This window comes from Nonomuraea sp. NPDC049684, assembly GCF_044465345.1.
Lineage (GTDB): Bacteria > Actinomycetota > Actinomycetes > Streptosporangiales > Streptosporangiaceae > Nonomuraea.
The window spans coordinates 210,031-228,655 of sequence record NZ_JBITLO010000003.1; the positions used below are offsets into that span (position 1 = coordinate 210,031).

Here is an 18,625-nt window from a genome sequence, read left to right on the forward strand (position 1 = left end):
CGTCCGGGCAGAGGATCCGTCATCGGTGAAAAGGCGGCTTCGTCTCTCCTGGTGAGGCAGCGCCATCGGTCGGGCACTACCCTGAGTTTCCATGGTATGACGACCACGTCATGGACTCATCGATCATGGTTCCGGTTCGCGACCTGTTGGGCGCCCGTGACCTTACCGGCGGAACCTGCAGCTCCAGATGGGCGGGTCAAGGGTGCCAGCGCGGCGGCGGCCTGAGCTCCGAGGGGCCGCTGGTCGCCGCCGATGAGGTCGTCGAACAAGGCGCGATAGTGCGTCATGGCCTGCCGCAGTTCGTGGATCGACACCCACCCGTCCCCGGCGCGCCCGCTGATCTCGTGGGCTTGACGGTAGCGCACCAAGGTGCGGCTGTGGCGCAGCGACAAGTCGGAGACCTGCTGGGCGAAGTCCTCGGTGCTGTATCCGCGCTTGGCCATGACGGCCCGCACCAGCAGATCTGCCTCGCAGACCGCGGGACTCGGCTCGTTCACGAAACGCTCCTGCACCGCTGCCCACCGGCCGGCGTAGCCGCGGCGCGCCTCGGGATCGAGCGGCTGTACGTCGAGTGGCCCTGATCGCGTCCGGCGGGCTCGCAGCTCACGCTCGGCCGCCCGCCGATCGCCCGCCGCGGCGGCCATGCGCTCGTAACCGGGGCCGAATCGCTCGCGAAGGCGACCCCGACGCCTGCGCAGCAAGAAGAAGCCGATGGCCGGAACCATGACCATCACCCCCACGATGAGAGCCACCCACATGACGGCCTCGGCGGACATGATCGCCTCCGTTCCGATCGCCGGCGTCCCGCCTTAGGACAGGTGACCGGATACCGCCAGTCAACGCCACCTGTCCGGAGACGGACAGGGGCGTTCGCAGCAAAGCTCATCGCGGGAGCTGATCACCGCTACCCCCGCGATCACTTGAGCTCACGGCCCGGTGGCGGCGTCGGTGGGGCGCGCTTACCAGCGTCGTACGGTTTGGTGCGCGAGGCCGAGGTCGATGGCCTGCTGGGGGAGCAGGATGCGCTCCGACCTGGCGCGTCTTCGCCGGACGGCGGTTCGGTGGCCGGAGCGACGGGTTCGAGCCAGTCGAGTCGTTCGGCCAGGTGGCGGGCGGTGTCAATGACGTCGGCGATGTGCGGGGAGGGGTTGGCGTCGTGCCACAGCAGGGACCAGGGGTAGTACGTGGTGGGGTCGGTCAGGGGCCGCCAGGTGGTGCCGGGCCGGTTGGAGGAGCGGAAGGAGGAGGGGACGCAGTGCACGCAGCGGTGCTGGAGTACGAGGTCGGCGGCGGCCCGGGAGCTCTCGACGGTGCCTTCGTAGAGAGCGGGCTCGAACCCGGCCGAGCGGCACAGCGCGAGGACGAACTGGTTGAGCTCCGGCGTCTGCGATTCCTCGCCGAGCAGGAGCAGCTCGTCGGCGAGGGCGGCGACGGGTACGCCGTCGAGGTCGGCGAAGCGGTGGTCGTCGGGGACCAGCACGCCGAGGGGATCGAGCCTGACGAGTTTGGAGGCCACGTCGGCCGGGGTCCGGGAGGCGTGTCCGATGGCGATGTCGAGGCGGCCGTCGGCCAGTTGCCGGTACTGCTCGGGGGTGCCCGCTTCGATCTGGTGGATCGTGATGCCGGGACGGTTGTCCTGGAGTGCGCGCAGGATCTGCGGCATGGTGTCGTAGCCGGCGTCGATGATGCCGACGCGCAGCGTGGGCGCGGACGCGGCGGCGTTGCGCGCGGCCTGCGTGGCCCGGCTGACATGGTGGAGGATCTGGCGGGCTTCGATGAGGAAGGCGGCTCCGGCGGAGGTCAGGTCGACGTGGTGGGTGCTGCGGTCCAGGAGCCGCACGCCGAGCTCGCGTTCCAGCCGCTGGACCTGCTGGCTCAGCGCCGACTGCACGATGTGCTCGCGGGCGGCGGCGCGGCCGAAGTGCAGCTCTTCGGCCAGCGTCACGAAATAGCGCAACTGCCGTAACTCCATGCCCGACACCCTTCCTCTCCCAGGCGGTGCCGATGCGCCCGTGGTCTCCCACTCTAGGTTCCTCGTGGGTATGTCAACTTCTGGAGGCGAGGCCCTACTTGCTGGGCTGAGGCGTCTGGCAGTCGATCTTCGGGTTCATGCCGAGGTAGTTGAGGGGGCCGGCCAGGATCGTCACCGCGATCGTGGCCACCTGGTTGCAGTTCTCCACCGGTGCCGTGTAGTACTTGCGCTGGCCTGCGGCGACGGCACCGACGATCAGCCACAGGATCAGCACCAATGATGCGACGCGCATCGGTTCTGCCTCCATCTTCGTGCCTGCGAGGCTGGCGGAGACGATGGGACCGTTGACGAGTTCGCCCGCGTCCGGACGGGATCCCGATCCGGGACCTGGGACCCACCGGGCGGTTCGTCGAAGCGGGGATCAGCGTTTGAAGGCGTTCCTGGCCTTGTCACCGGCCTGCTTCAGATTGCCTGCGGCCTGGTCCCTCTTGCCTGCGGCCTGCTGATGCCGGTTGTCGGTGACGCGGCCGAAGCGTTGCCTGGCCCAGCCTTTGAAGGCCTGGACCTTGTTGCTGATTTCCCAACGTAAACTCATTGTGATCTTCCTTCGCTGCTCCGCCGCGGTCAGGCGGCTTGGAGCCTCAGTGTCTGTCCCGGCTTGCGAGGGGGAAACGAGCAATGGCCGCGCCGGTTATCACAGGAACTGATGAGCGGTGGGGGCATCCGGTGTCAGTGTCCGGCCGGTGAGAGCGGGCCGGTACGGCGGCGCCGGAGACGTTCGGGATCAGGCCAGTGCACGTTGCTCGCCCAGCCGAACCGTTCGAACAGGCGGATCACCCCGCTGGACGGGTCGATCTGGCCGCGGTCGAGACCGTGGCGGGCGCAGGTCGGCTCGCTGTGATGGCCGTTGTGCCAGCTCTCACCGAACGACAACAGGGCCAGCGGCCACAAGTTCGTCGCCCGGTCGTGATCGCGGGTCTTGAAGGGCCGGCTGCCGATGAGGTGGCACAGCGAGTTGACACTCCAGGTGACGTGCTGGAGCAGCGCGATCCGGATGAGCCCGGCCCACAGGAAGGCGGTCACGCCGCCGTACAGAGTGCCGGTGATCGCCCAGCCCGCTGCGAACGGCAGCGCCAGCGACAGCCCGCACAGCGCGGGGAAGGCGCGGGCCACGCGGGTCATGGCCGGATCGGCCAGCAGGTCAGGGGCGTAACGCCCGGCCGGAGTCTGGTCGTCGGTGAACAGCCAGCCCAGGTGGGCGTGGGCAAGCCCCCGAAGCTGCCCGCGCAGGCTGGTTCCGTACCGGTAGGGCGAATGGGGATCGCCGGGCCGGTCGGTGAAGGCGTGATGGCGGCGGTGCACCGCCACCCAGTCGATCACGTTGCCCTGGAAGCCCATCGACCCGGCGACCGCCAGGCTCACGCGCAGCCAGGGCCGGGCGGTGAAGGAGGCGTGGGTGAGCAGCCGATGGAAGCCGATCGTCACCCCCAGACCGGTCACCACGTAGAAGGCGGCGGCCAGGAGCACGTCGGTGAGCGCGACCCCATGCCCCCACGCCAGGTAGATCACCGCGCCGAGCGCGGCGAACGGCGCGATCACGATCGCCCCGGTCAGCGTGGTCTGCGCCCGCCCGGCCGGCACGTGCTCGCCGGCCCCGGGGAAGGGCGAGGTTCCGTCGTAGTCCTGCCGGTGTTGCACCGGTCGTTCGGAAACAGTCATGAAGCAGCCTTTTTCTCATCTATACGGTCCGCCGGTGCACGTAGCACCAGCGCCAGGTCGACCTCGGTGCCAGGGCGGCGGCCACCGGGTGGTCGGTCTCCTGGTAGTGGGCCTTGGCGTGGCCGCCCTGCGAATCGTCGGAACAGGCCACCCAGCCGCAGGTCAGGCACACCAGCAGGCGCGTCCAGGTCTGGTCGAGGGCCAGACATTCCTGGCATTCGGGCGGTCCGTACCGCGCTTGGGGGAGCTGGTGGATGTGATCGCAGCGCGGGGCCTGACCGTTCATGTCCACGCGGTCGGTCGCGGCCATTCCTTGTGCGTCCAGGGTCATGACGACCCCCTCACGGTGACAGCGACGCAAGGTGCGCCGGCTGGTCACGTGCCAGTCAACGTGCTCAGCCGCCTCGGCGGAAAGTCGCGATCCCAGTCAGTCTCATCAGCTGCGGCGATAGCGGGCCTGCGGGCGATTTTATGAGACGCCACCGGATCATGCGGATCGTCACGTAGAGAACCGCCGGACCATGAAATCGGGTGGATATTCCCCGGTGCGGGCCTTCCGTCGCCTCATGCCGAGAGCGGATTTCGCACGTTTGTTTGAAATTTCCTTGCTATTTATTTCGGGTTGGTATTGAATGAGGAATGCAAGCAAGGAAAAGGGGAGGCTCTCATGAGCTTCGTACAGATTCTCGAATTCAGTACCAAACACGCCACGGAAGTCGAGTCGCTCATGAACGAGTGGCGGACGCAGACCGAAGGAAAGCGCCATGTGAAGCGCGAGGTCGTGGCGAAGCACCACGACCGTCCCGACCACTACGTGGCCCTCGTCGAATTCTCCTCCTACGAGGAGGCCCAGCGTAACAGCAAGCTGCCGGAAACCGACCGGTTCAACGCGCACATGGTCAAACTGTGCGACGGTCCGATCAAGTTCTCCGACTACGATGTGATTCGCGACAAGAGCTGATCACCGGCTGAACATCGCGAAAAGCTCAACCTGTGCTGTGGCGTGCGAGAACATTCTCGCGTCATGGCGCGGGGCTTTTTTGTGTCGGCCCATCGTCGCGCGAGACGTGAAGGGGCCGGCACCGGCCGACCGCTACGGATTCCTCCTGGCGAGCGCCTGCTCGGCCGCGGCGCCCAGCAACCGGGCGGCGGCGGCCACCTCGGCGAGCCGGCCGGGCCCCATCGCGTCGAGGCAGACGGCCAGCCGCCGCCGGTCACCATGGCAGGCCATGTTCGTCGCACGCTGGACGGCGAGGGCGAGCGAGGCCGTGCCGATCGCCGTCAAGACGTCGGCCAGGGCCTGATCCACGCCGTCGTTCGGACCCGGCGGCTGCGCAGGTTGAGCGGTCAATGCAAGTCACCATGCCGTCCTTGAGCTCCGAGTGCGATCCGGTGCCGCCGGCCGGCCTGCTCCATCTGCCGGCCGAGGACAACGGGAGAGCGCCCCAGTGGTTCCCCATGAGACGCCACGAGCGGTGCGGCCGTCAAACCCATCGCGTCACCACGCGCGCGCCGACCCCCGGTGATCACGGCTGATAATGAGCGTGAGGCAGATTGCCGCTATCCACTGGGCCGAGCCCACGGGATGATCAGTACATCGCACCGGACTGCTCCACTCACGCCGGCTCCCGCACCACGTGTTCATGGCTACCTCACACGCGCGGCCACCTTATTCCGTACTCCCCGCCCGTAGGAGTCAGCATGGACACCGCGGACACAGCCGGCATCCGCACGCCTGACACGGTCGCCGATCCGCTCTTGCGTATCACGCCGCTCGTCGATTCCACGGGCCTGCGGATCGAAGGCGAGCTCGACTACGCCACCCTGCCTGTCCTGACCAGGGCACTGGCCTCGATGGCGAGAGGTGGCAGCTTCTGCGTCGATCTGAGCGGCCTGGTGTTCTGCGACGTCGGCGGGCTGCGCGCGTTGGTCACCCCCGCCGCCGGCATGCGCGACGGCCAGGTTCTGACGTTACGCTCGCCCTCTCCGCAGGTGCGACGCCTGCTCCAGCTCACCGGCTGGCATCCGAAGGCCGGTCTTCGCCTGCAGGATCGGAGCACCTCATGACGGCCCTCGATCGCCGCACCGGGCAGGTCTGTGGCCCATCCCCGCCACCGTCGTCCGCCCGTTGCCGACCTGTCCAAGGTGTCGTTCTGCGACGCCGCCGGGCTGGGTGTCGTGGTTGGCGTCCAGCCCGAACCCAATCCCGGACACCGTCCTCGGCCTGGCCGCCCGGGCCACGCCTTGCCCTCAGCGGATCGTGGCCGGGGCTGCTGCGGCGGGATCTACTGCTCAGGCGGCGGGCAGGGGAACGTGACATGAGTGAGGAGTTCGGAAACCTCCCAGAGCTTTGCGCGGCGTCATCGTCGAGTGCTTCGCCGGACAATTCTTCGAGGGCGGCAGGGCCGCGTACGCCGAACCGGCTGGGTCCGGAGAAGCTGGCGCCGGGGACGTCGCCGACGGTAGCCAGCAGGGTCGGCCGGGCCCCGCCTTCGGGGCTTTGGGCCAGGAGCCGCGTTCCCAGGGCGAGGGCGTGGTCAGAAATCCGCCGGCCGGTGGTCATGGTGAATCCGGTGGCTGCCCAGCCGGGATGCGCTGCCGTGGCCAGGATCGGTGAGCCGGCCCTGTTCAGGCGGCGCTGCAGTTCGCGGGTGAACAGCAGGTTGGCCAGCTTGGTCTGTCCATAGGCGCCGAACGCCGGTGCGGCTCCACGACCTCCGTCATGGAGCCGCCTCGACCGCGCTGGCTGCGCAAGTGGATGTGCGTACCGTTCAGGGGCAACTCGGGCACGCCAGCATCGTGCTGACCGCGGACACCTACACGTCCGTGCTGCCGGAGCTGTACCACGAGGCGGCGGAGGCAACGGCCCGGCTGGTGCTGACGACGGCGCGCACGACCGCCAGAAAAGTCCGAAGAATCCGGTTGCCCCAGACGTGACCCAAACATGACCCAGATCAAGAATCAGGATCTTGCACAGACGAGAAACCCCAGGTCGGAGTGGTAGGGCGCCCGGGGCTCGAACCCGGAACCGACGGATTAAAAGGGCCCTCCGCGCGAGGCCGGCGTCCTGCGACCGAGGCAGGCAGCAGTACGCCTCAGGCTCTGCCGGGGCGTGGGCCGGAATGTGACCAGCGGATATCGCTTGACATGGGCAACGGAGGTGGGCGTCGATACCGACCGCCCCGGGGCATCCGGTGGCCCCGAACATCCTCGCTGCGGCCCCATGACGGGCCTGTGCGGGCCGACTGGGGCCCCCGGCCGGGGCACGGCAATGAAGACCGGCCTGGGGCTGGACCATTTCGAAGGCCGATCCTGGACCGGCTGGCACCGCCACGTCACCCTCGTCACCGCCGCACACCTGTTCATCACCATGCTGCGACTCGACCCAAAAGCGGCTGCGCCGGTCTGACCCTCTACAAGGTCATCCGCGAGTTGCAACTGCTACTCGCGACCTGGACCGGCGCATGCCCTACCTGCCATCGAAGGCTGTAACCGTCACGCCGCAGCAGGCATAAGCAGACCTAACAAAGCACTACTAGCCCGTGCTGTAAATGGGGCCGAGAGGATCGCCGCGAGAAGCAGCGGATCTTTTACCTGCTGGTCACGAGCGGCCTGGTGGGCAGGACGAGCCGGCTTGGACAAGGCTTGACCGCACATAAGACCAGCGCTGACCAGCAACGCCGTGCAGACCATCTGGCTTGATCTTCTGGTGACTGTCGCTGGGGTCTGAGCTGACGATGGCGGTCTAAATGATCTACCGTATTACACGGTCCGTACACAAGAGCAACCACCGAGCAACCAGCCATGATCAAAAACGAGATCCGAGGCCGGCGAAAAACCGAGAAACCCCAGGTCGAACGCGGTATTGAAGAGTAGGGCGGGTGGGACTTGAACCCACGACCCACGGATTATGAGTCCGATGCTCTGACCGGCTGAGCTACCGCCCCTGGATTCAGTTGTGACATGCGGTGTGTGGCAGGTGGATCTTGGTGAGGCTCGCGCATGTCAAGGCTAGAGCATCGGATCCGGGAGTGCCGCACGGCCGGATGGGGACGGGGTCCCGCGGACATCATTCCATGCCGGGCAAGGTTGGTGGGGTCGTGTCGATCATATTCGGGTCTCGGTTGGGGGTTGTGTTTGCTGTGGGCGGAATGGGAGGGGTTGGGGGCAGAGGTACGGTGCCGATATGGCGATCAAGGTGGTGTACGAGACGCACTCCATCACTGTGGACAACGAGGTCGGTGTCGCCACCGGGTGGCTGCCTGGAGAGTTGTCCGAGCGGGGGCGGGAGCTGGCCGCCGAGCTCGGGGTGCGGAGGCGGGGGGTGGACGTCGTCCACTGCTCGGATCTGCGGCGGGCGGTCGAGACGGTGGAGGTGGCGTTCGGGGGTGGGAAGGAGGTCAGGCTCGACGCGCGGCTCAGGGAGTGCGACTACGGCCGTTACAACGGGCGGCCGGTGAGCGAGGTCGCGGCCCTGCGTCGGCGGCACATCGACACGCCGTGGCCGGGCGGGCAGAGCTATCGGCAGGTCGTGGCGGCGACGGCGGCGTTCCTCGACGATCTGCGGGAGGAGTGGCAGGGGGCCACGGTGCTGGTGGTGTCCCATTCGGCCACTCGGTGGGCGTTGCAGCACCTGCTGGACGGCACTCCGCTTGAGGACCTGGTGGACGCGCCGTTCGAGTGGCGGCCCGGGTGGGAGTACGAGGTGGCATAGCACCTTGGGGTTCGAGGTGGCATGGCACCTTGGGGTTCGAGGTCCTGGCACCTTGCCTGGAGGCGGGTGGCGGGTCAGGGTGGGGTGGGGCCCCGGATGGTGGTGGCGGTCGGGGCCGGACATATGGTGGTGGCGGTGGGGGCCGGACATGGCTGATGCGCCGACCGCGTTCGCGATCAGCGCCGGCGGGTGGAGCTGGGTTGTCTCCCGCCGCTGGGGGTGCCGTCACGGTAACGGCGGGCCCAGGGGGCGAGGAGTTATTACTTCACTCCTATCAGGGTGTTATGGCGCGGTGCCGTACGCCGGGTTGCGTACGAGCCAATCGGAGTAGACCGGACTGCGGCGTACGGCCTCGGTGTGTGCCTGTTTGGCCTGGGCGACCACCCAGGTGGCGTCGGGGGCGGTGGGATGGCGGCCGAGGAGCTGCCGCCAGCGCAGGGGCGCGCCGGAGAGCGGGACCATGGCCAGGCCCGGCAGGGCCTGGTGGGTCGCCTGGCAGAGCACCACGGCGCGGCCCACCTGGGCGAGGTGGGTGCAGGTCGGGACGTCCGTCTCGTAGATCGTTCCGGGGGTGAAGCCGGCTCGGGCGCACGCCATGGCGAAGCAGTCGGCGAAGCAGCCGTCGCCGGGGGTGACGGCCCATTGTTCGCCGGCCAGGTCGGCCAGCTCCACCTCCTTCTCCTTGGCGAGCGGATGGTCCTCGCCGACGAGGGCGAAGACCGGGTCGACGCTGATCGTCTCCCACAGGAGCGTTCCTGTGGGGGTGCCGGAGTCGCCGCAGGCGCCGGTCAGCACGTAGTCGAGGCGGCCGAGCTCGACCATGTTGATCAGCTCGTGCGTTGACCACGACGTGAACGTGGTGACCGTGCGCTCCGCGGCCAGCCGGTCGACCAGGCCGCCGAGTATCGGGCCGTTGGTGGCGCCGATGCGGAAGCCGGGGGAGGGAGTGTGGGCGAATCGTACGGCCTCGTCCTGCAATTCCTTGGCCGCGGGGAGCAGCACGCGCGCCCGGGCGAGCACCAGCTCGCCGAGCCGCGTGGGGCGCGCCCCGTGGCGGTCACGTTCGAACAGGGCGCCGCCGAGCACCCTCTCGATCCGTTTGAGCTGGGCGGTGAGGGCCGGCTGTGCCAGCCCGAGCAGGGACGCGGCCTTGCTCACACTTCCCGCGTCCGCTACCGCGCGGACGATCCTGAGGTGCCTGAGCTCGAGGTCCATACCGGGAAGGTAAGGCGACGAATCGCTCCCAAACAATGGCTATATGTCAGGAATTGTGACAGATATTGTCGGGGGTGTCTGGGGTAGGGGGAACCCATGACGACGATGGGAATAGATCCGGCCCAGCTCAGCGACGAGGATGTGGTACGCGAGCTGCGGCAACTCCATGCCACTCGTAGTGACACATTCTTCCATGGATCAGACGATGCTCTGGCACGTCACACTTCCCGTACCCATGAGCTAGAGGCGGAATACCTTCGCAGGTTCCCCGACCGCGAGGTCGATCCGGCCAGGCTGAGGGAGGGGGCGAGGCAACGTTGATGTCCGAGGGGCATGACGTGCAGGAGCTGTCGGACGTCGACATCCACGTCTACGAGGCGGTGGCCTCGCAGGTGGTCGGGTCCGGCGGCGTGGCCGGCCTGGAGGCGGTGATCCGGGCGACCGGCCTGGAGGACGACGAGGTGCGCGACAGCCTGGCCGTCCTCGCGGGCCGGGGGTACGTCGTCCCGCGGGGCGACGGGTACGGCCTCGGCCCCCACACCTTCGAGGTCGAGTACTGAACGGACGCGCAGCCCTCCGGACGGATGGGGAGCCCGCAGGCCGGGCGTACGGCCTGCGGGCCCCGCGGGTACGGCGAATGCGGTGCGGTCAGGGCTTGAGGGGGCGGAGGCGGGCCCACAGGACGAAGGCGGCGCCGAAGACGGCCATCGGCAGGCCCGTCCACAGGTTCACCGCGTCCCCCAGCAGGCCGGCCACGACGAGGATCACGCCGTACAGCAGGAACAGCCCGCCGATCACCATCCGGATGTCGCTCACAGGATCACTCCGTACAACAGGGCGGCCAGGATCACGGCGCCGGTGCCGAGCAGCACCGGCGAGCGGTACCAGCGTGTGTCGCCGGCGAGGGCGTCGTCCTCCAGGTCCGCGGCGCTCAGGCCGTACACCAGGCCGCGCAGCTCCCGCTCCGGCTTGGGCGTGGTGACGAGCGTGACGATCACCGACACCAGCACGTCCACGGCGAAGGCGATGCCCGCGCCCCAGAAGCTGGCGTTCAGCTCGGTGCCGAAGTCCACCACGCCGGCCTTGTAGGCGAAGTACGACGCGAAGGCGCTCAGCGTCCCCGCCAGCAGCCCCCAGAAGCCGGCCCACGGCGTCATCCGCCGCCAGAACAGCCCGACGACGAACGTCGCGAACAGCGGCGCGTTGAAGAAGCTGAACAGCGCCTGAAGGTAGTTCATGATGTTGGAGTAGCCGGCCGCGATGAACGCCGTGCCCACGCCGAGCGCCACGCCGGCGACGGTGGCGACGCGCCCGACGTTCAGGTAGTGGCGGTCCGGCCGGTCGGGCCGTACGTGCGCCTGCCAGATGTCGTTGGTGAACACCGTGTTGAAGCCGCTGATGTTGGCCGCCATCCCCGCCATGAACGAGGCCAGCAGCCCGGTCACCGCGACGCCGAGCACGCCGTTCGGCAGCAGGTCGCGCATGAGCAGGGGGATCGCGTCGTTGTAGTCCCGGCCCTTGCCCAGGTCGCCGAAGAGCACCAGCGCGATCATCCCCGGCAGCACCGTGACCAGCGGGATCAACAGCTTGGGGAAGGCGGCGATGATCGGCGTCATGCGGGCCGCGTTGGTGTTCCTGGCCGACAGGGCGCGCTGCACCTCGGCGAAGTTCGTCGTCCAGTAGCCGAAGGAGAGCACGAAGCCCAGCCCGAAGACGATCCCGATCCAGTGGGCCTGCATCGGGTTGGAGCCGTCGGTCCCGGCCCAGGTGTGCAGGCCGCCCTCGCCGAGCGCGCTCTGCCGTACCTTGTCGAACAGCCCGGCCACGCCGCCGACCTTGACCAGGCCGAGCACGGTCAGCGGGATCAGCCCGGCGAGGATCACGAAGAACTGCAGCACCTCGTTGTAGATGGCCGAGGACAGGCCGCCGAGCGTGATGTAGGAGAGCACGATCAGCGCCGAGACCACCACCGACACCGGCAGCGGCCAGCCCAGCAGGGCCTCCATGACCAGGGCGAGCGCGTACAGGTTCACCCCGGCGATGAGGATCTGCGCGACCGCGAACATGAGCGCGTTCAGCAGCTGGGTGGCGCCGTTGAAGCGCCTGCGCAGGAACTCCGGGACGCTGCGCACCTTCGAGCGGTAGTAGAAGGGCATCATCACGATGCCGAGGAACACCATCGCGGGGACGGCGCCGATCCAGTAGTAGTGCACGGTCATCGCGCCGTACTGGGCGCCGTTGGCCGCCATGCCGAGGATCTCGATCGCGCCCAGGTTGGCCGACACGAACGCCAGCCCGGTGATCCAGGCGGGCAGTCCGCGGCCCGCGAGGAAGAAGTCGAGGCTGGAGCTGATCCGGCGGCGGGCGGCGATCCCGATGGCGAGCACGGTGGCGAAGTAGACCGCGATGAGCAGGTAGTCGAGGAGGTTGACGTCTAATCGCACAACCGGCCCGCTACCCGGAAAACCCCGCTATAGCCGCACACGCGGGTGGGGTGCGGCCCCGGACCGGATCGTGATGGGGGTGGGGTGGTGCAGGCGGTGTGGAGTGCTCGCTGTGGTCCGGGGGTGCGGTGCTCGCTGTGGTCCGGTGGTCTGGGGGTGCGGCTGGTGTGGAGTGCTCGTGTGGTGGGGGTGTGGGGGTACGTGGTGGGTTGCTTTGTGGACCCCGTGGGCTGGTCGCCATAGTGTCGAGAGGTGGACGTCGCCACCTTGACCCCCGCGCAGGCGCGGGCCCGCTTCCGCGTCGGCGAACGGGTGCCCACCGCGGGCTGGTGCCGCGGCTGGACGCAGGCCAACCTGATCGCCGTGCCCGCCGCCCTGCGGTACGAGCTGCTGCTGTTCGCCCACCGCAACCCCCAGGCCTGCCCCGTGCTGGACGTGGGCGAGCCGGGCGCCTGGTCGACCGCCCTGTTCCGCGGCGACCTGCGTACCGACCTGCCCGGCTACCGCCTCTACCGCGACGGCGAGCCCGTGGCCGACCTGGACGAGGTGACCGGGCAGTGGCGGGCCGACCTCGTGCCGTTCCTCATCGGCTGCAGCTTCACCTTCGAGGCGGCGCTGCTGGCCGCCGGCGTCCCGGTACGGCACCTGGAGCAGGGCAGGAACGTGCCGATGTACCGCACGAACGTGCCGTGCGAGTCCACCGCCTCGCTGTCGGGCCCGCTGGTCGTCTCGATGCGGCCGGTCCCGGAGGAGCTGGTGCCGAAGGCCGTCGAGGTGAGCGGCAGGTATCCGCGGGTGCACGGCGCGCCCGTGCACGTGGGCGACCCGGCCGCGATCGGCGTGCTCGACCTGGGGCGTCCCGACTTCGGTGAACCGGTGGAGCTCCGGCCGGGGGACGTGCCGCTGTTCTGGGCCTGCGGGGTGACGCCGCAGGCGGCGGTCATGGCGAGCGGCGTGGAGTACGCGATCGGTCATCTTCCCGGTCACATGGCCGTGCTGGACGTCCGGGACGACGACTATCGAGTGACTTGACCAGATATTTCGCGGTATAGGTGGATGCTTCGGTCAGTTGGGCCGGGGTGCCCTCGAAGATGACCTCACCGCCGTGCCGGCCCGCCTCGGGGCCGAGGTCGATGACCCAGTCGGCGTGCTTGACCACGTCGAGGTCGTGCTCGACGACGATGACCGTGTCGCCGCCGTCCACCAGCCGGTCGAGCAGGGCCAGCAGCGTGTCCACGTCGGCCATGTGCAGCCCGGTCGTCGGCTCGTCGAAGACGTACACCTGGCCGCGCTCGCGCATCCGGTGCGCCAGCTTGAGACGCTGCCGCTCCCCGCCGGACAGCGTGCTGAGCGGCTGCCCGAGCGTCAGGTAGCCGAGCCCCAGCGCGCCGAGCCCGCCGATGCCCGGCAGGTCGAACAGGCCGGCGGCCTCCTCGGCCGTCATCGCCAGCACGTCCGCGATCGTGCGGCCCTCCACCGTGTACGACAGCGCCTGCTCGCTGTACCGGCTGCCCCCGCACGCGTCGCACACCCGGGTCACCGGGTCCATGAACGCCAGGTCCGTCCTGATCTCGCCGCGCCCCTTGCACACCGGGCACGCCCCCGCCGAGTTGAAGCTGAACATGCCCGGCCGCACCCCGTTCGCCCGGGCGAACAGCCTGCGCAGCGGGTCCATGGCGTCGAGGTACGTCGCCGGGGTCGAGCGCGGCGAGCCGCCGATGGCCGACTGGTCGATGAGCACCACGTGCGGATGCCGGGCGACCAGTTCCTGGCGCATCAGCGTGCTCTTGCCCGACCCGGCCACGCCGGTGACCGCGGTGAGCACGCCGAGCGGCACGCGTACGGTGACGTCCTTGAGGTTGTGGGCGTTCGCGCCCTCGACGGTCAGCCAGCCGGCCGGGGCGCGCACGGCGTCCTTGAGCCCGGTGACCCGCCGCAGCATGCGGCCGGTCAGCGTGCCGCCGGACGTCAGCGCCGCCACCGTGCCCTCGAACACCACCCGGCCGCCCCGCGTGCCCGCGCCCGGCCCCATGTCCACCACGTGGTCGGCCAGCTCGATCAGGTCGCGGTCGTGCTCGACGACCAGCACCGTGTTGCCCTTGTCGCGCAGCTCGACCAGCAGGTCGCCGAGCCGGTGGACGTCGCGCGGGTGCAGCCCCACGCTGGGCTCGTCGAAGATGTACGTCATGCCGGTGAGGCTGCTGCCCAGGTTCCGCACGGTCTTGAGCCGCTGCGCCTCGCCGCCCGACAACGTCGGCGTCCCGCGGTCGAGGCTGAGGTAGCCGAGGCCGATGGCGTCGATCCGGCGCAACGACTCCACCGCCGCCTCCGCCACCGGGTCGCCCAGGCCCTCCAGCACGCCGATGAGGTCGGTCACCTCCATCGCGCAGTGGTCGGCGATGGACAGGCCGTCGATGCGCGAGGCCAGCGCGGCCGCGTTGAGCCGCCGGCCCTCGCACTCCGGGCACGTGGCCTGCCGCACGTACGGCGCCGCCGCCTTGTCGAGCTGGTCGAGGTCGCGCTTGAGGTGGACCCGCTCGAACCGGGTGACCAGCCCCTCGTAGGTGTTGGTGTACTCGCCCCGGCTGACCTTGAAGCCGCCGCCGTACAGCAGCAGGTCGCGCTCCTGCGCCGTGAAGTCGCGCAGCGGCTTGTCCGGGTCGAACAGCCCCGACCTGGCGTAGAGCTGCCACACGTACGACCCGGGCGGCGCCATGCGGATCGCGCCCTCGTTCAGCGAGAGGTCCTCGTCGAGCAGCTTGCCGACGTCGGCCTCCACCTTCTTCCCCAGACCATCGCAGACCGGGCACATGCCCTGCGGGTCGTTGAACGAGTACGCCGTCGCGGGCCCCGCCGACGGCTCGCCGCGCCGCGAGAACAGCACCCGCAGGATCGCGTGCACCTCGGTCATCGTGCCCACGGTCGAGCGGGCGCCGCCGCCGACCGGCTTCTGGTCCACGATCACGGCGGCGGTCAGGCCGGACATGCGCTCGGCGCGCGGCCGCTCGTGCTTGGGCAGCCGGTTCCTGACGAACGCGCTGAAGGTCTCGTTGAGCTGCCGCTGCGACTCCGTGGCGATGGTGCCGAACACGATCGAGGACTTGCCCGACCCCGACACGCCGGTGAACACCGTCAGCCGCTCCTTGGGCAGCCGTAGCGAGACGTCCTTGAGATTGTTCTGCCGCAGGCCGATCAGCTCGATGTCGCGCGACACGTGTCACACCCCCATAGCTTTGGCTACTACCTATAGCCTAAGCTAATACATGTGGCAGACATTCCCGACCGGCGAGCACGACGGCGAGCCGAGACGCAGGCCGAGATCCTCGGCATCGCCCTCGACGTGATGGCGGAGGAGGGCGTCGCGGGGCTGAGCCTGGCGACCGTGGCCAGGCGGCTCGGCATCCAGCCGCCGTCGCTGTACAAGTACTTCCCGTCCCGGCACGCGGTCTACGACGCCCTGTTCAGGCGCGGGCAGGAGGGCTACCTGGAGGCCGTGCGGCGGGGGGCCGAGCCGCACGAGCCGGGGCTGGCGGCCATGGGGCCGTCCCTGGAGGCCGGAGCGCGGTGGATCATGGAGAACCAGGTGCTGGCCCAGCTGATGTTCTGGCGGCCGGTGCCGGGGTTCGCGCCATCGCCCGAGGCGTACGCGCCCGCGCTGGCCGTCCACGAGCACTTCGCCGAGCTGATCAGGGCCGCCGTCGGGCGCGGCGAGCTGCATCCCGACGCCGCGGGCGAGGAGGGGCTGGCCCTGGCCGCGAGCCTGATCGCCGGGCCCGTGTCCCAGCAGCTCAGCAACGAGCCGGGCGCCTCCTACGAGGAGGGGCGGTTCACCCGGCTCGTCCCCCGGCTGCCGGCCGTGTTCGCGGCGGTGTACCCGCCGCCGTGAGCTGATCGCGGCGGTGTGCCCGCCGCCGTGAGCTGGTCGCCGACCGGCGGTGCGCCCCGCCGGTTGTCGATCTCCAGGTGCGGGACGACGGGCGGCTCGTCCACCCGGATGTTCCGCAGGTAGTCGGCGAAGGCCGCCAGCTTGCCCGCGTCCCTGGCCAGGCCGCGCGCCTCCAGCCGGGCGCGCAGCGTCGGCCCGTCCGAACGCACCCACAACAGGCGCACGGGCGGGCCGCCCAGCTCCGCCACCCACCGCGCCCACCGCGCCGCGTCGTGCACCTGCGCGGTGAACGGGCCGTCGAGCAGCACCGGGCAGCCGTGGCCGCGGATCTGCGCGGCGATCCTGGTCAGGCCGGTGTACTCGTGGTGCTTGACGTGCCGGTCGTACCAGGGGCCCTCGCGCTCGCCCTGGTCGCGGCCGTGGGCCCGCAGGACCTCCGCCACCAGGTCGCCGTAGACGGTGTCCTTGTCCAGCAGGGCCGGCACCGGCGACAGGCGGGCCAGCAGCTCGGCCGCCACCGTGGACTTGCCCGCCCCCGGCGGCCCGCTGATCACCCACACCGTCGTCATGCGCCCAACCTACGCGGATCTGCGTACGCGGGTGCCTCGCCTGGGCGGACGACGTCCGGCCCGCCCGCGGACAGACTTCCTGCTCATGCTGACCGTCTTCGCCAGAGCGTTCCGGGTGCCGGAGCTGCGCAGGAAACTGCTGTTCACGTTGGGGCTGATCGTGCTGTTCCGCCTCGGCCAGATCATGCCCGCCCCCGGCGTGGACGTCGTGGCCGTGCGGCAGTGCGTGGGCTCGGCGAGCGGCGGCGTCTTCGACATGATGCAGATGCTCAGCGGCGGCGCGATGCTCCAGCTCTCGGTGTTCGCGCTGGGCGTCATGCCCTACATCACGGCCAGCATCATCCTGCAGCTGTCCGCCGTCGTGGTGCCGCGGCTCGACACGCTCAGGAAGGAGGGGTCCAACGGGCAGGCGCGGATCACCCAGTACACCCGTTACCTGACCGTCGGCCTCGCCGTCCTGAACGCCACCACCGTCGTCACCCTGGCCCGGTCGGGGAACCTGCTGCCCGGCTGCGCCCGTCCGCTGCTGCGCGACCAGGGGCTGCTCGCGGTGACGGTGATCGTGGCGACGATGGTCGCGGGCACCTGCGTGGTCATGTGGATGGGCGAGCTGATCACCGACCGGGGGATCGGCAACGGCATGTCGATCCTGATGTTCACGCAGGTCGTGGCGGTGTTCCCGGGGTACATGGCGAAGATCTTCGTGCTCACGCCGTTCGGGTTCGCGGTGATGCTGGCGGCCGGGCTGTGCCTGGTGGCGGCGGTGGTGTTCGTCGAGCAGGCCCAGCGGCGGGTGCCCGTCCAGTACACCAAGCGCATGGTGGGGCGGCGCATGTACGGGGGGAGCAGCACGTACATCCCGCTCAAGGTGAACCAGGCGGGGATCGTGCCGGTGATCTTCACCTCGTCGCTGCTCTACGTGCCGACGCTGGCCGCGCCGCTGCTCGGCGCGGAGGCGGGCGCCTGGGTCTCGCGCAACCTGACCGCCGGAACCCATCCGCTCTACATGAGCGTGTACGTGCTGCTGATCGTCTCCTTCGCCTACTTCTACGTCGCGATCACCTTCAATCCCGTCGAGGTGGCCGACAACATGCGGCGGTTCGGGGGGTTCGTCCCGGGGATCCGGCCGGGCGCGCCGACGGCCCGCTACCTGGCGTACGTGCTGTCGCGGCTGACCGCGCCCGGAGCCCTCTACCTCGGCGTGCTGGCGCTGCTGCCGCTGGTGGCGTTCGCGATCCTGCGCGACCCCGGCACCCAGCAGAACTTCCCGTTCGGCGGGACCAGCGTGCTCATCATGGTCGGCGTCGGGCTGGACACGGTCAAGCAGATCGAGGCCCAGCTCCAGCAGCGCAACTACGAGGGCTTCCTGCGGTAGACCGCAAGCCCGGTCCGGCTCCGGGGGCGCGGGGCCGGCTCAGACGGGCGGCGCGAGCCCGGCCCGCATGGCGAACACCACGAGCTGGGCCCGGTCGCGGGCGCGCAGCTTGACCATGGCCCGGCTGACGTGCGTGCGCACAGTGTCGGGGCTGATCACCAGCTCCCTGGCGATCTCGTCGTTGGACCGGCCCGTCGCCACCCACGCCACCAGCTCGCGCTCGCGCGGGGTGAGCGTGCCCAGGCCCTCGACGGGCTCGGCGCCGCCGCGGCCGAACAGGCCGATGACCTTCCTGGTGATGGACGGCGACAGCAGCGCCTCGCCCGCCGCCACCACGCGCACGGCGTTGACCAGCTCGTCGGGCGCGCTGTCCTTGAGCACGAACCCGCTCGCCCCGGCCTGGAGGGCGGCGAAGACGTACTCGTCGACGGCGAACGTGGTCACCACGACGACCCGGGTGCCGGCCAGCGTGGGATCGGCGGCCACGGCGCGCAACGCGGACAGGCCGTCGGTGCCGGGCATGCGGATGTCGAGCAGCAGAACGTCGGGACGGGTACGGCGGATCAGGTCGAGCGCCGCCGCGCCGTCGGCCGCCTCGCCCACGCACTCCATGCCGGGCTCCCGGTCCAGCAACGCCCGCAGCCCCATCCGCACGACGGCCTGATCATCGGCAACCGCCACCCTGATCGGGCGCTCCCCGGCGTCTGCGGGGGGCAGGGCGGCCGTCCCGG

The 18,625-nt window shown here is 69.7% G+C and carries 22 protein-coding genes, 1 tRNA gene and 1 pseudogene; 10 read left to right on the forward strand and 14 right to left on the reverse strand.

From position 1 onward, the window contains the following. Positions 1-116: 116 nt before the first annotated feature. The 6 genes from ACIBST_RS11210 to ACIBST_RS11235 all read right to left on the reverse strand — a co-directional run bounded on the left by ACIBST_RS11210 (position 117) and on the right by ACIBST_RS11235 (position 4,022). A complete protein-coding gene (locus ACIBST_RS11210) occupies positions 117-776 on the reverse strand; it encodes a hypothetical protein (protein WP_358302933.1) in 660 nt (219 codons plus the stop codon). A 140-nt stretch (positions 777-916) separates the two neighbouring features. Continuing rightward, on the reverse strand, positions 917-1,972 hold the full coding sequence (locus ACIBST_RS11215) for a LysR family transcriptional regulator (RefSeq protein ID WP_397170928.1): 1,056 nt from the start codon (positions 1,970-1,972) through the stop codon (positions 917-919). A gap of 94 nt (positions 1,973-2,066) precedes the next feature. Next, positions 2,067-2,264, reverse strand: coding sequence for a hypothetical protein (locus tag ACIBST_RS11220; RefSeq protein ID WP_358302926.1), 198 nt, complete (start codon positions 2,262-2,264; stop codon positions 2,067-2,069). Between the two features lie 129 nt (positions 2,265-2,393). After that, a complete protein-coding gene (locus tag ACIBST_RS11225) occupies positions 2,394-2,567 on the reverse strand; it encodes a CsbD family protein (protein WP_397170929.1) in 174 nt (57 codons plus the stop codon). Positions 2,568-2,701: 134 nt separating this feature from the next. Next, complete coding sequence (locus ACIBST_RS11230) at positions 2,702-3,691, reverse strand: acyl-CoA desaturase (protein WP_397170931.1); 990 nt, start codon at positions 3,689-3,691, stop codon at positions 2,702-2,704. 19 nt (positions 3,692-3,710) lie between these two features. Next, positions 3,711-4,022, reverse strand: coding sequence for a UBP-type zinc finger domain-containing protein (locus ACIBST_RS11235; RefSeq protein ID WP_397170933.1), 312 nt, complete (start codon positions 4,020-4,022; stop codon positions 3,711-3,713). 336 nt (positions 4,023-4,358) lie between these two features. Here ACIBST_RS11235 and ACIBST_RS11240 point away from each other — a divergent pair, with 336 nt between their 5' ends. Further along, positions 4,359-4,652, forward strand: coding sequence for a hypothetical protein (locus ACIBST_RS11240; protein ID WP_397170934.1), 294 nt, complete (start codon positions 4,359-4,361; stop codon positions 4,650-4,652). A 132-nt stretch (positions 4,653-4,784) separates the two neighbouring features. Here the strand turns inward: ACIBST_RS11240 and ACIBST_RS11245 are convergent, their stop codons facing one another. Next, the gene (locus tag ACIBST_RS11245; protein ID WP_397170936.1) at positions 4,785-5,042 is read right to left on the reverse strand and encodes a hypothetical protein; all 258 of its coding nucleotides are present in this window, start codon (positions 5,040-5,042) and stop codon (positions 4,785-4,787) included. A gap of 350 nt (positions 5,043-5,392) precedes the next feature. Between ACIBST_RS11245 and ACIBST_RS11250 the strand changes: the two genes are divergently transcribed. From ACIBST_RS11250 to ACIBST_RS11260, 3 genes and pseudogenes are all read left to right on the forward strand, one after another. Beyond that, complete coding sequence (locus ACIBST_RS11250) at positions 5,393-5,758, forward strand: STAS domain-containing protein (RefSeq protein ID WP_358302909.1); 366 nt, start codon at positions 5,393-5,395, stop codon at positions 5,756-5,758. 687 nt (positions 5,759-6,445) lie between these two features. After that, positions 6,446-6,628 (forward strand): hypothetical protein, encoded by a 183-nt coding sequence (locus ACIBST_RS11255; RefSeq protein WP_397170937.1) that lies wholly within the window; start codon positions 6,446-6,448, stop codon positions 6,626-6,628. A gap of 334 nt (positions 6,629-6,962) precedes the next feature. After that, a pseudogene (locus ACIBST_RS11260) lies at positions 6,963-7,100 on the forward strand (IS701 family transposase); the annotation flags it as partial. 464 nt (positions 7,101-7,564) lie between these two features. On the opposite strand, the gene ACIBST_RS11265 reads toward ACIBST_RS11260, so the two are convergent. Next, positions 7,565-7,638: transfer RNA gene (locus ACIBST_RS11265), tRNA-Ile, on the reverse strand. Positions 7,639-7,877: 239 nt separating this feature from the next. Between ACIBST_RS11265 and ACIBST_RS11270 the strand changes: the two genes are divergently transcribed. After that, a complete protein-coding gene (locus ACIBST_RS11270) occupies positions 7,878-8,405 on the forward strand; it encodes a histidine phosphatase family protein (RefSeq protein ID WP_397170938.1) in 528 nt (175 codons plus the stop codon). Positions 8,406-8,687: 282 nt separating this feature from the next. Here the strand turns inward: ACIBST_RS11270 and ACIBST_RS11275 are convergent, their stop codons facing one another. Beyond that, complete coding sequence (locus tag ACIBST_RS11275) at positions 8,688-9,620, reverse strand: LysR family transcriptional regulator (protein ID WP_352353612.1); 933 nt, start codon at positions 9,618-9,620, stop codon at positions 8,688-8,690. Between the two features lie 105 nt (positions 9,621-9,725). On the opposite strand from ACIBST_RS11275, the gene ACIBST_RS11280 reads away from it, so the two are divergent. Then, the gene (locus tag ACIBST_RS11280; protein WP_397171642.1) at positions 9,726-9,941 is read left to right on the forward strand and encodes a DUF6158 family protein; all 216 of its coding nucleotides are present in this window, start codon (positions 9,726-9,728) and stop codon (positions 9,939-9,941) included. Then, the gene (locus tag ACIBST_RS11285) at positions 9,941-10,180 is read left to right on the forward strand and encodes a hypothetical protein (protein ID WP_397170940.1); all 240 of its coding nucleotides are present in this window, start codon (positions 9,941-9,943) and stop codon (positions 10,178-10,180) included. Before ACIBST_RS11280 ends, ACIBST_RS11285 begins: the two co-directional genes overlap by 1 nt. Before the next feature lie 88 nt (positions 10,181-10,268). Here the strand turns inward: ACIBST_RS11285 and ACIBST_RS11290 are convergent, their stop codons facing one another. Beyond that, positions 10,269-10,436: a hypothetical protein gene (locus ACIBST_RS11290; protein ID WP_352353608.1), complete on the reverse strand. Its 168-nt coding sequence runs from the start codon at positions 10,434-10,436 to the stop codon at positions 10,269-10,271. Then, on the reverse strand, positions 10,433-12,064 hold the full coding sequence (locus tag ACIBST_RS11295; protein ID WP_397170941.1) for a sodium:solute symporter family protein: 1,632 nt from the start codon (positions 12,062-12,064) through the stop codon (positions 10,433-10,435). The genes ACIBST_RS11290 and ACIBST_RS11295 overlap by 4 nt, the downstream gene beginning before the upstream one ends. 252 nt (positions 12,065-12,316) lie before the next feature. Here ACIBST_RS11295 and ACIBST_RS11300 point away from each other — a divergent pair, with 252 nt between their 5' ends. After that, positions 12,317-13,096: a putative hydro-lyase gene (locus ACIBST_RS11300; protein WP_397170942.1), complete on the forward strand. Its 780-nt coding sequence runs from the start codon at positions 12,317-12,319 to the stop codon at positions 13,094-13,096. On the opposite strand, the gene ACIBST_RS11305 is transcribed toward ACIBST_RS11300, so the two are convergent. After that, entirely contained in the window at positions 13,005-15,278 is a 2,274-nt protein-coding gene (locus ACIBST_RS11305; protein ID WP_397170943.1) for an excinuclease ABC subunit UvrA, read from the reverse strand. The two genes, ACIBST_RS11300 and ACIBST_RS11305, sit on opposite strands and share 92 nt — an antisense overlap. Before the next feature lie 51 nt (positions 15,279-15,329). Here ACIBST_RS11305 and ACIBST_RS11310 point away from each other — a divergent pair, with 51 nt between their 5' ends. Beyond that, complete coding sequence (locus tag ACIBST_RS11310) at positions 15,330-15,950, forward strand: TetR/AcrR family transcriptional regulator (RefSeq protein ID WP_397170944.1); 621 nt, start codon at positions 15,330-15,332, stop codon at positions 15,948-15,950. Here the strand turns inward: ACIBST_RS11310 and ACIBST_RS11315 are convergent. Continuing rightward, positions 15,875-16,519, reverse strand: coding sequence for an AAA family ATPase (locus ACIBST_RS11315; protein WP_397170946.1), 645 nt, complete (start codon positions 16,517-16,519; stop codon positions 15,875-15,877). The genes ACIBST_RS11310 and ACIBST_RS11315 overlap by 76 nt on opposite strands. Before the next feature lie 85 nt (positions 16,520-16,604). Here ACIBST_RS11315 and secY point away from each other — a divergent pair, with 85 nt between their 5' ends. Further along, on the forward strand, positions 16,605-17,894 hold the full coding sequence (gene secY, locus ACIBST_RS11320; RefSeq protein WP_397170948.1) for a preprotein translocase subunit SecY: 1,290 nt from the start codon (positions 16,605-16,607) through the stop codon (positions 17,892-17,894). Positions 17,895-17,933: 39 nt separating this feature from the next. On the opposite strand, the gene ACIBST_RS11325 is transcribed toward secY, so the two are convergent. After that, on the reverse strand, positions 17,934-18,581 hold the full coding sequence (locus tag ACIBST_RS11325; protein WP_397171644.1) for a response regulator: 648 nt from the start codon (positions 18,579-18,581) through the stop codon (positions 17,934-17,936). Between the last annotated feature and the right edge of the window lie 44 nt (positions 18,582-18,625).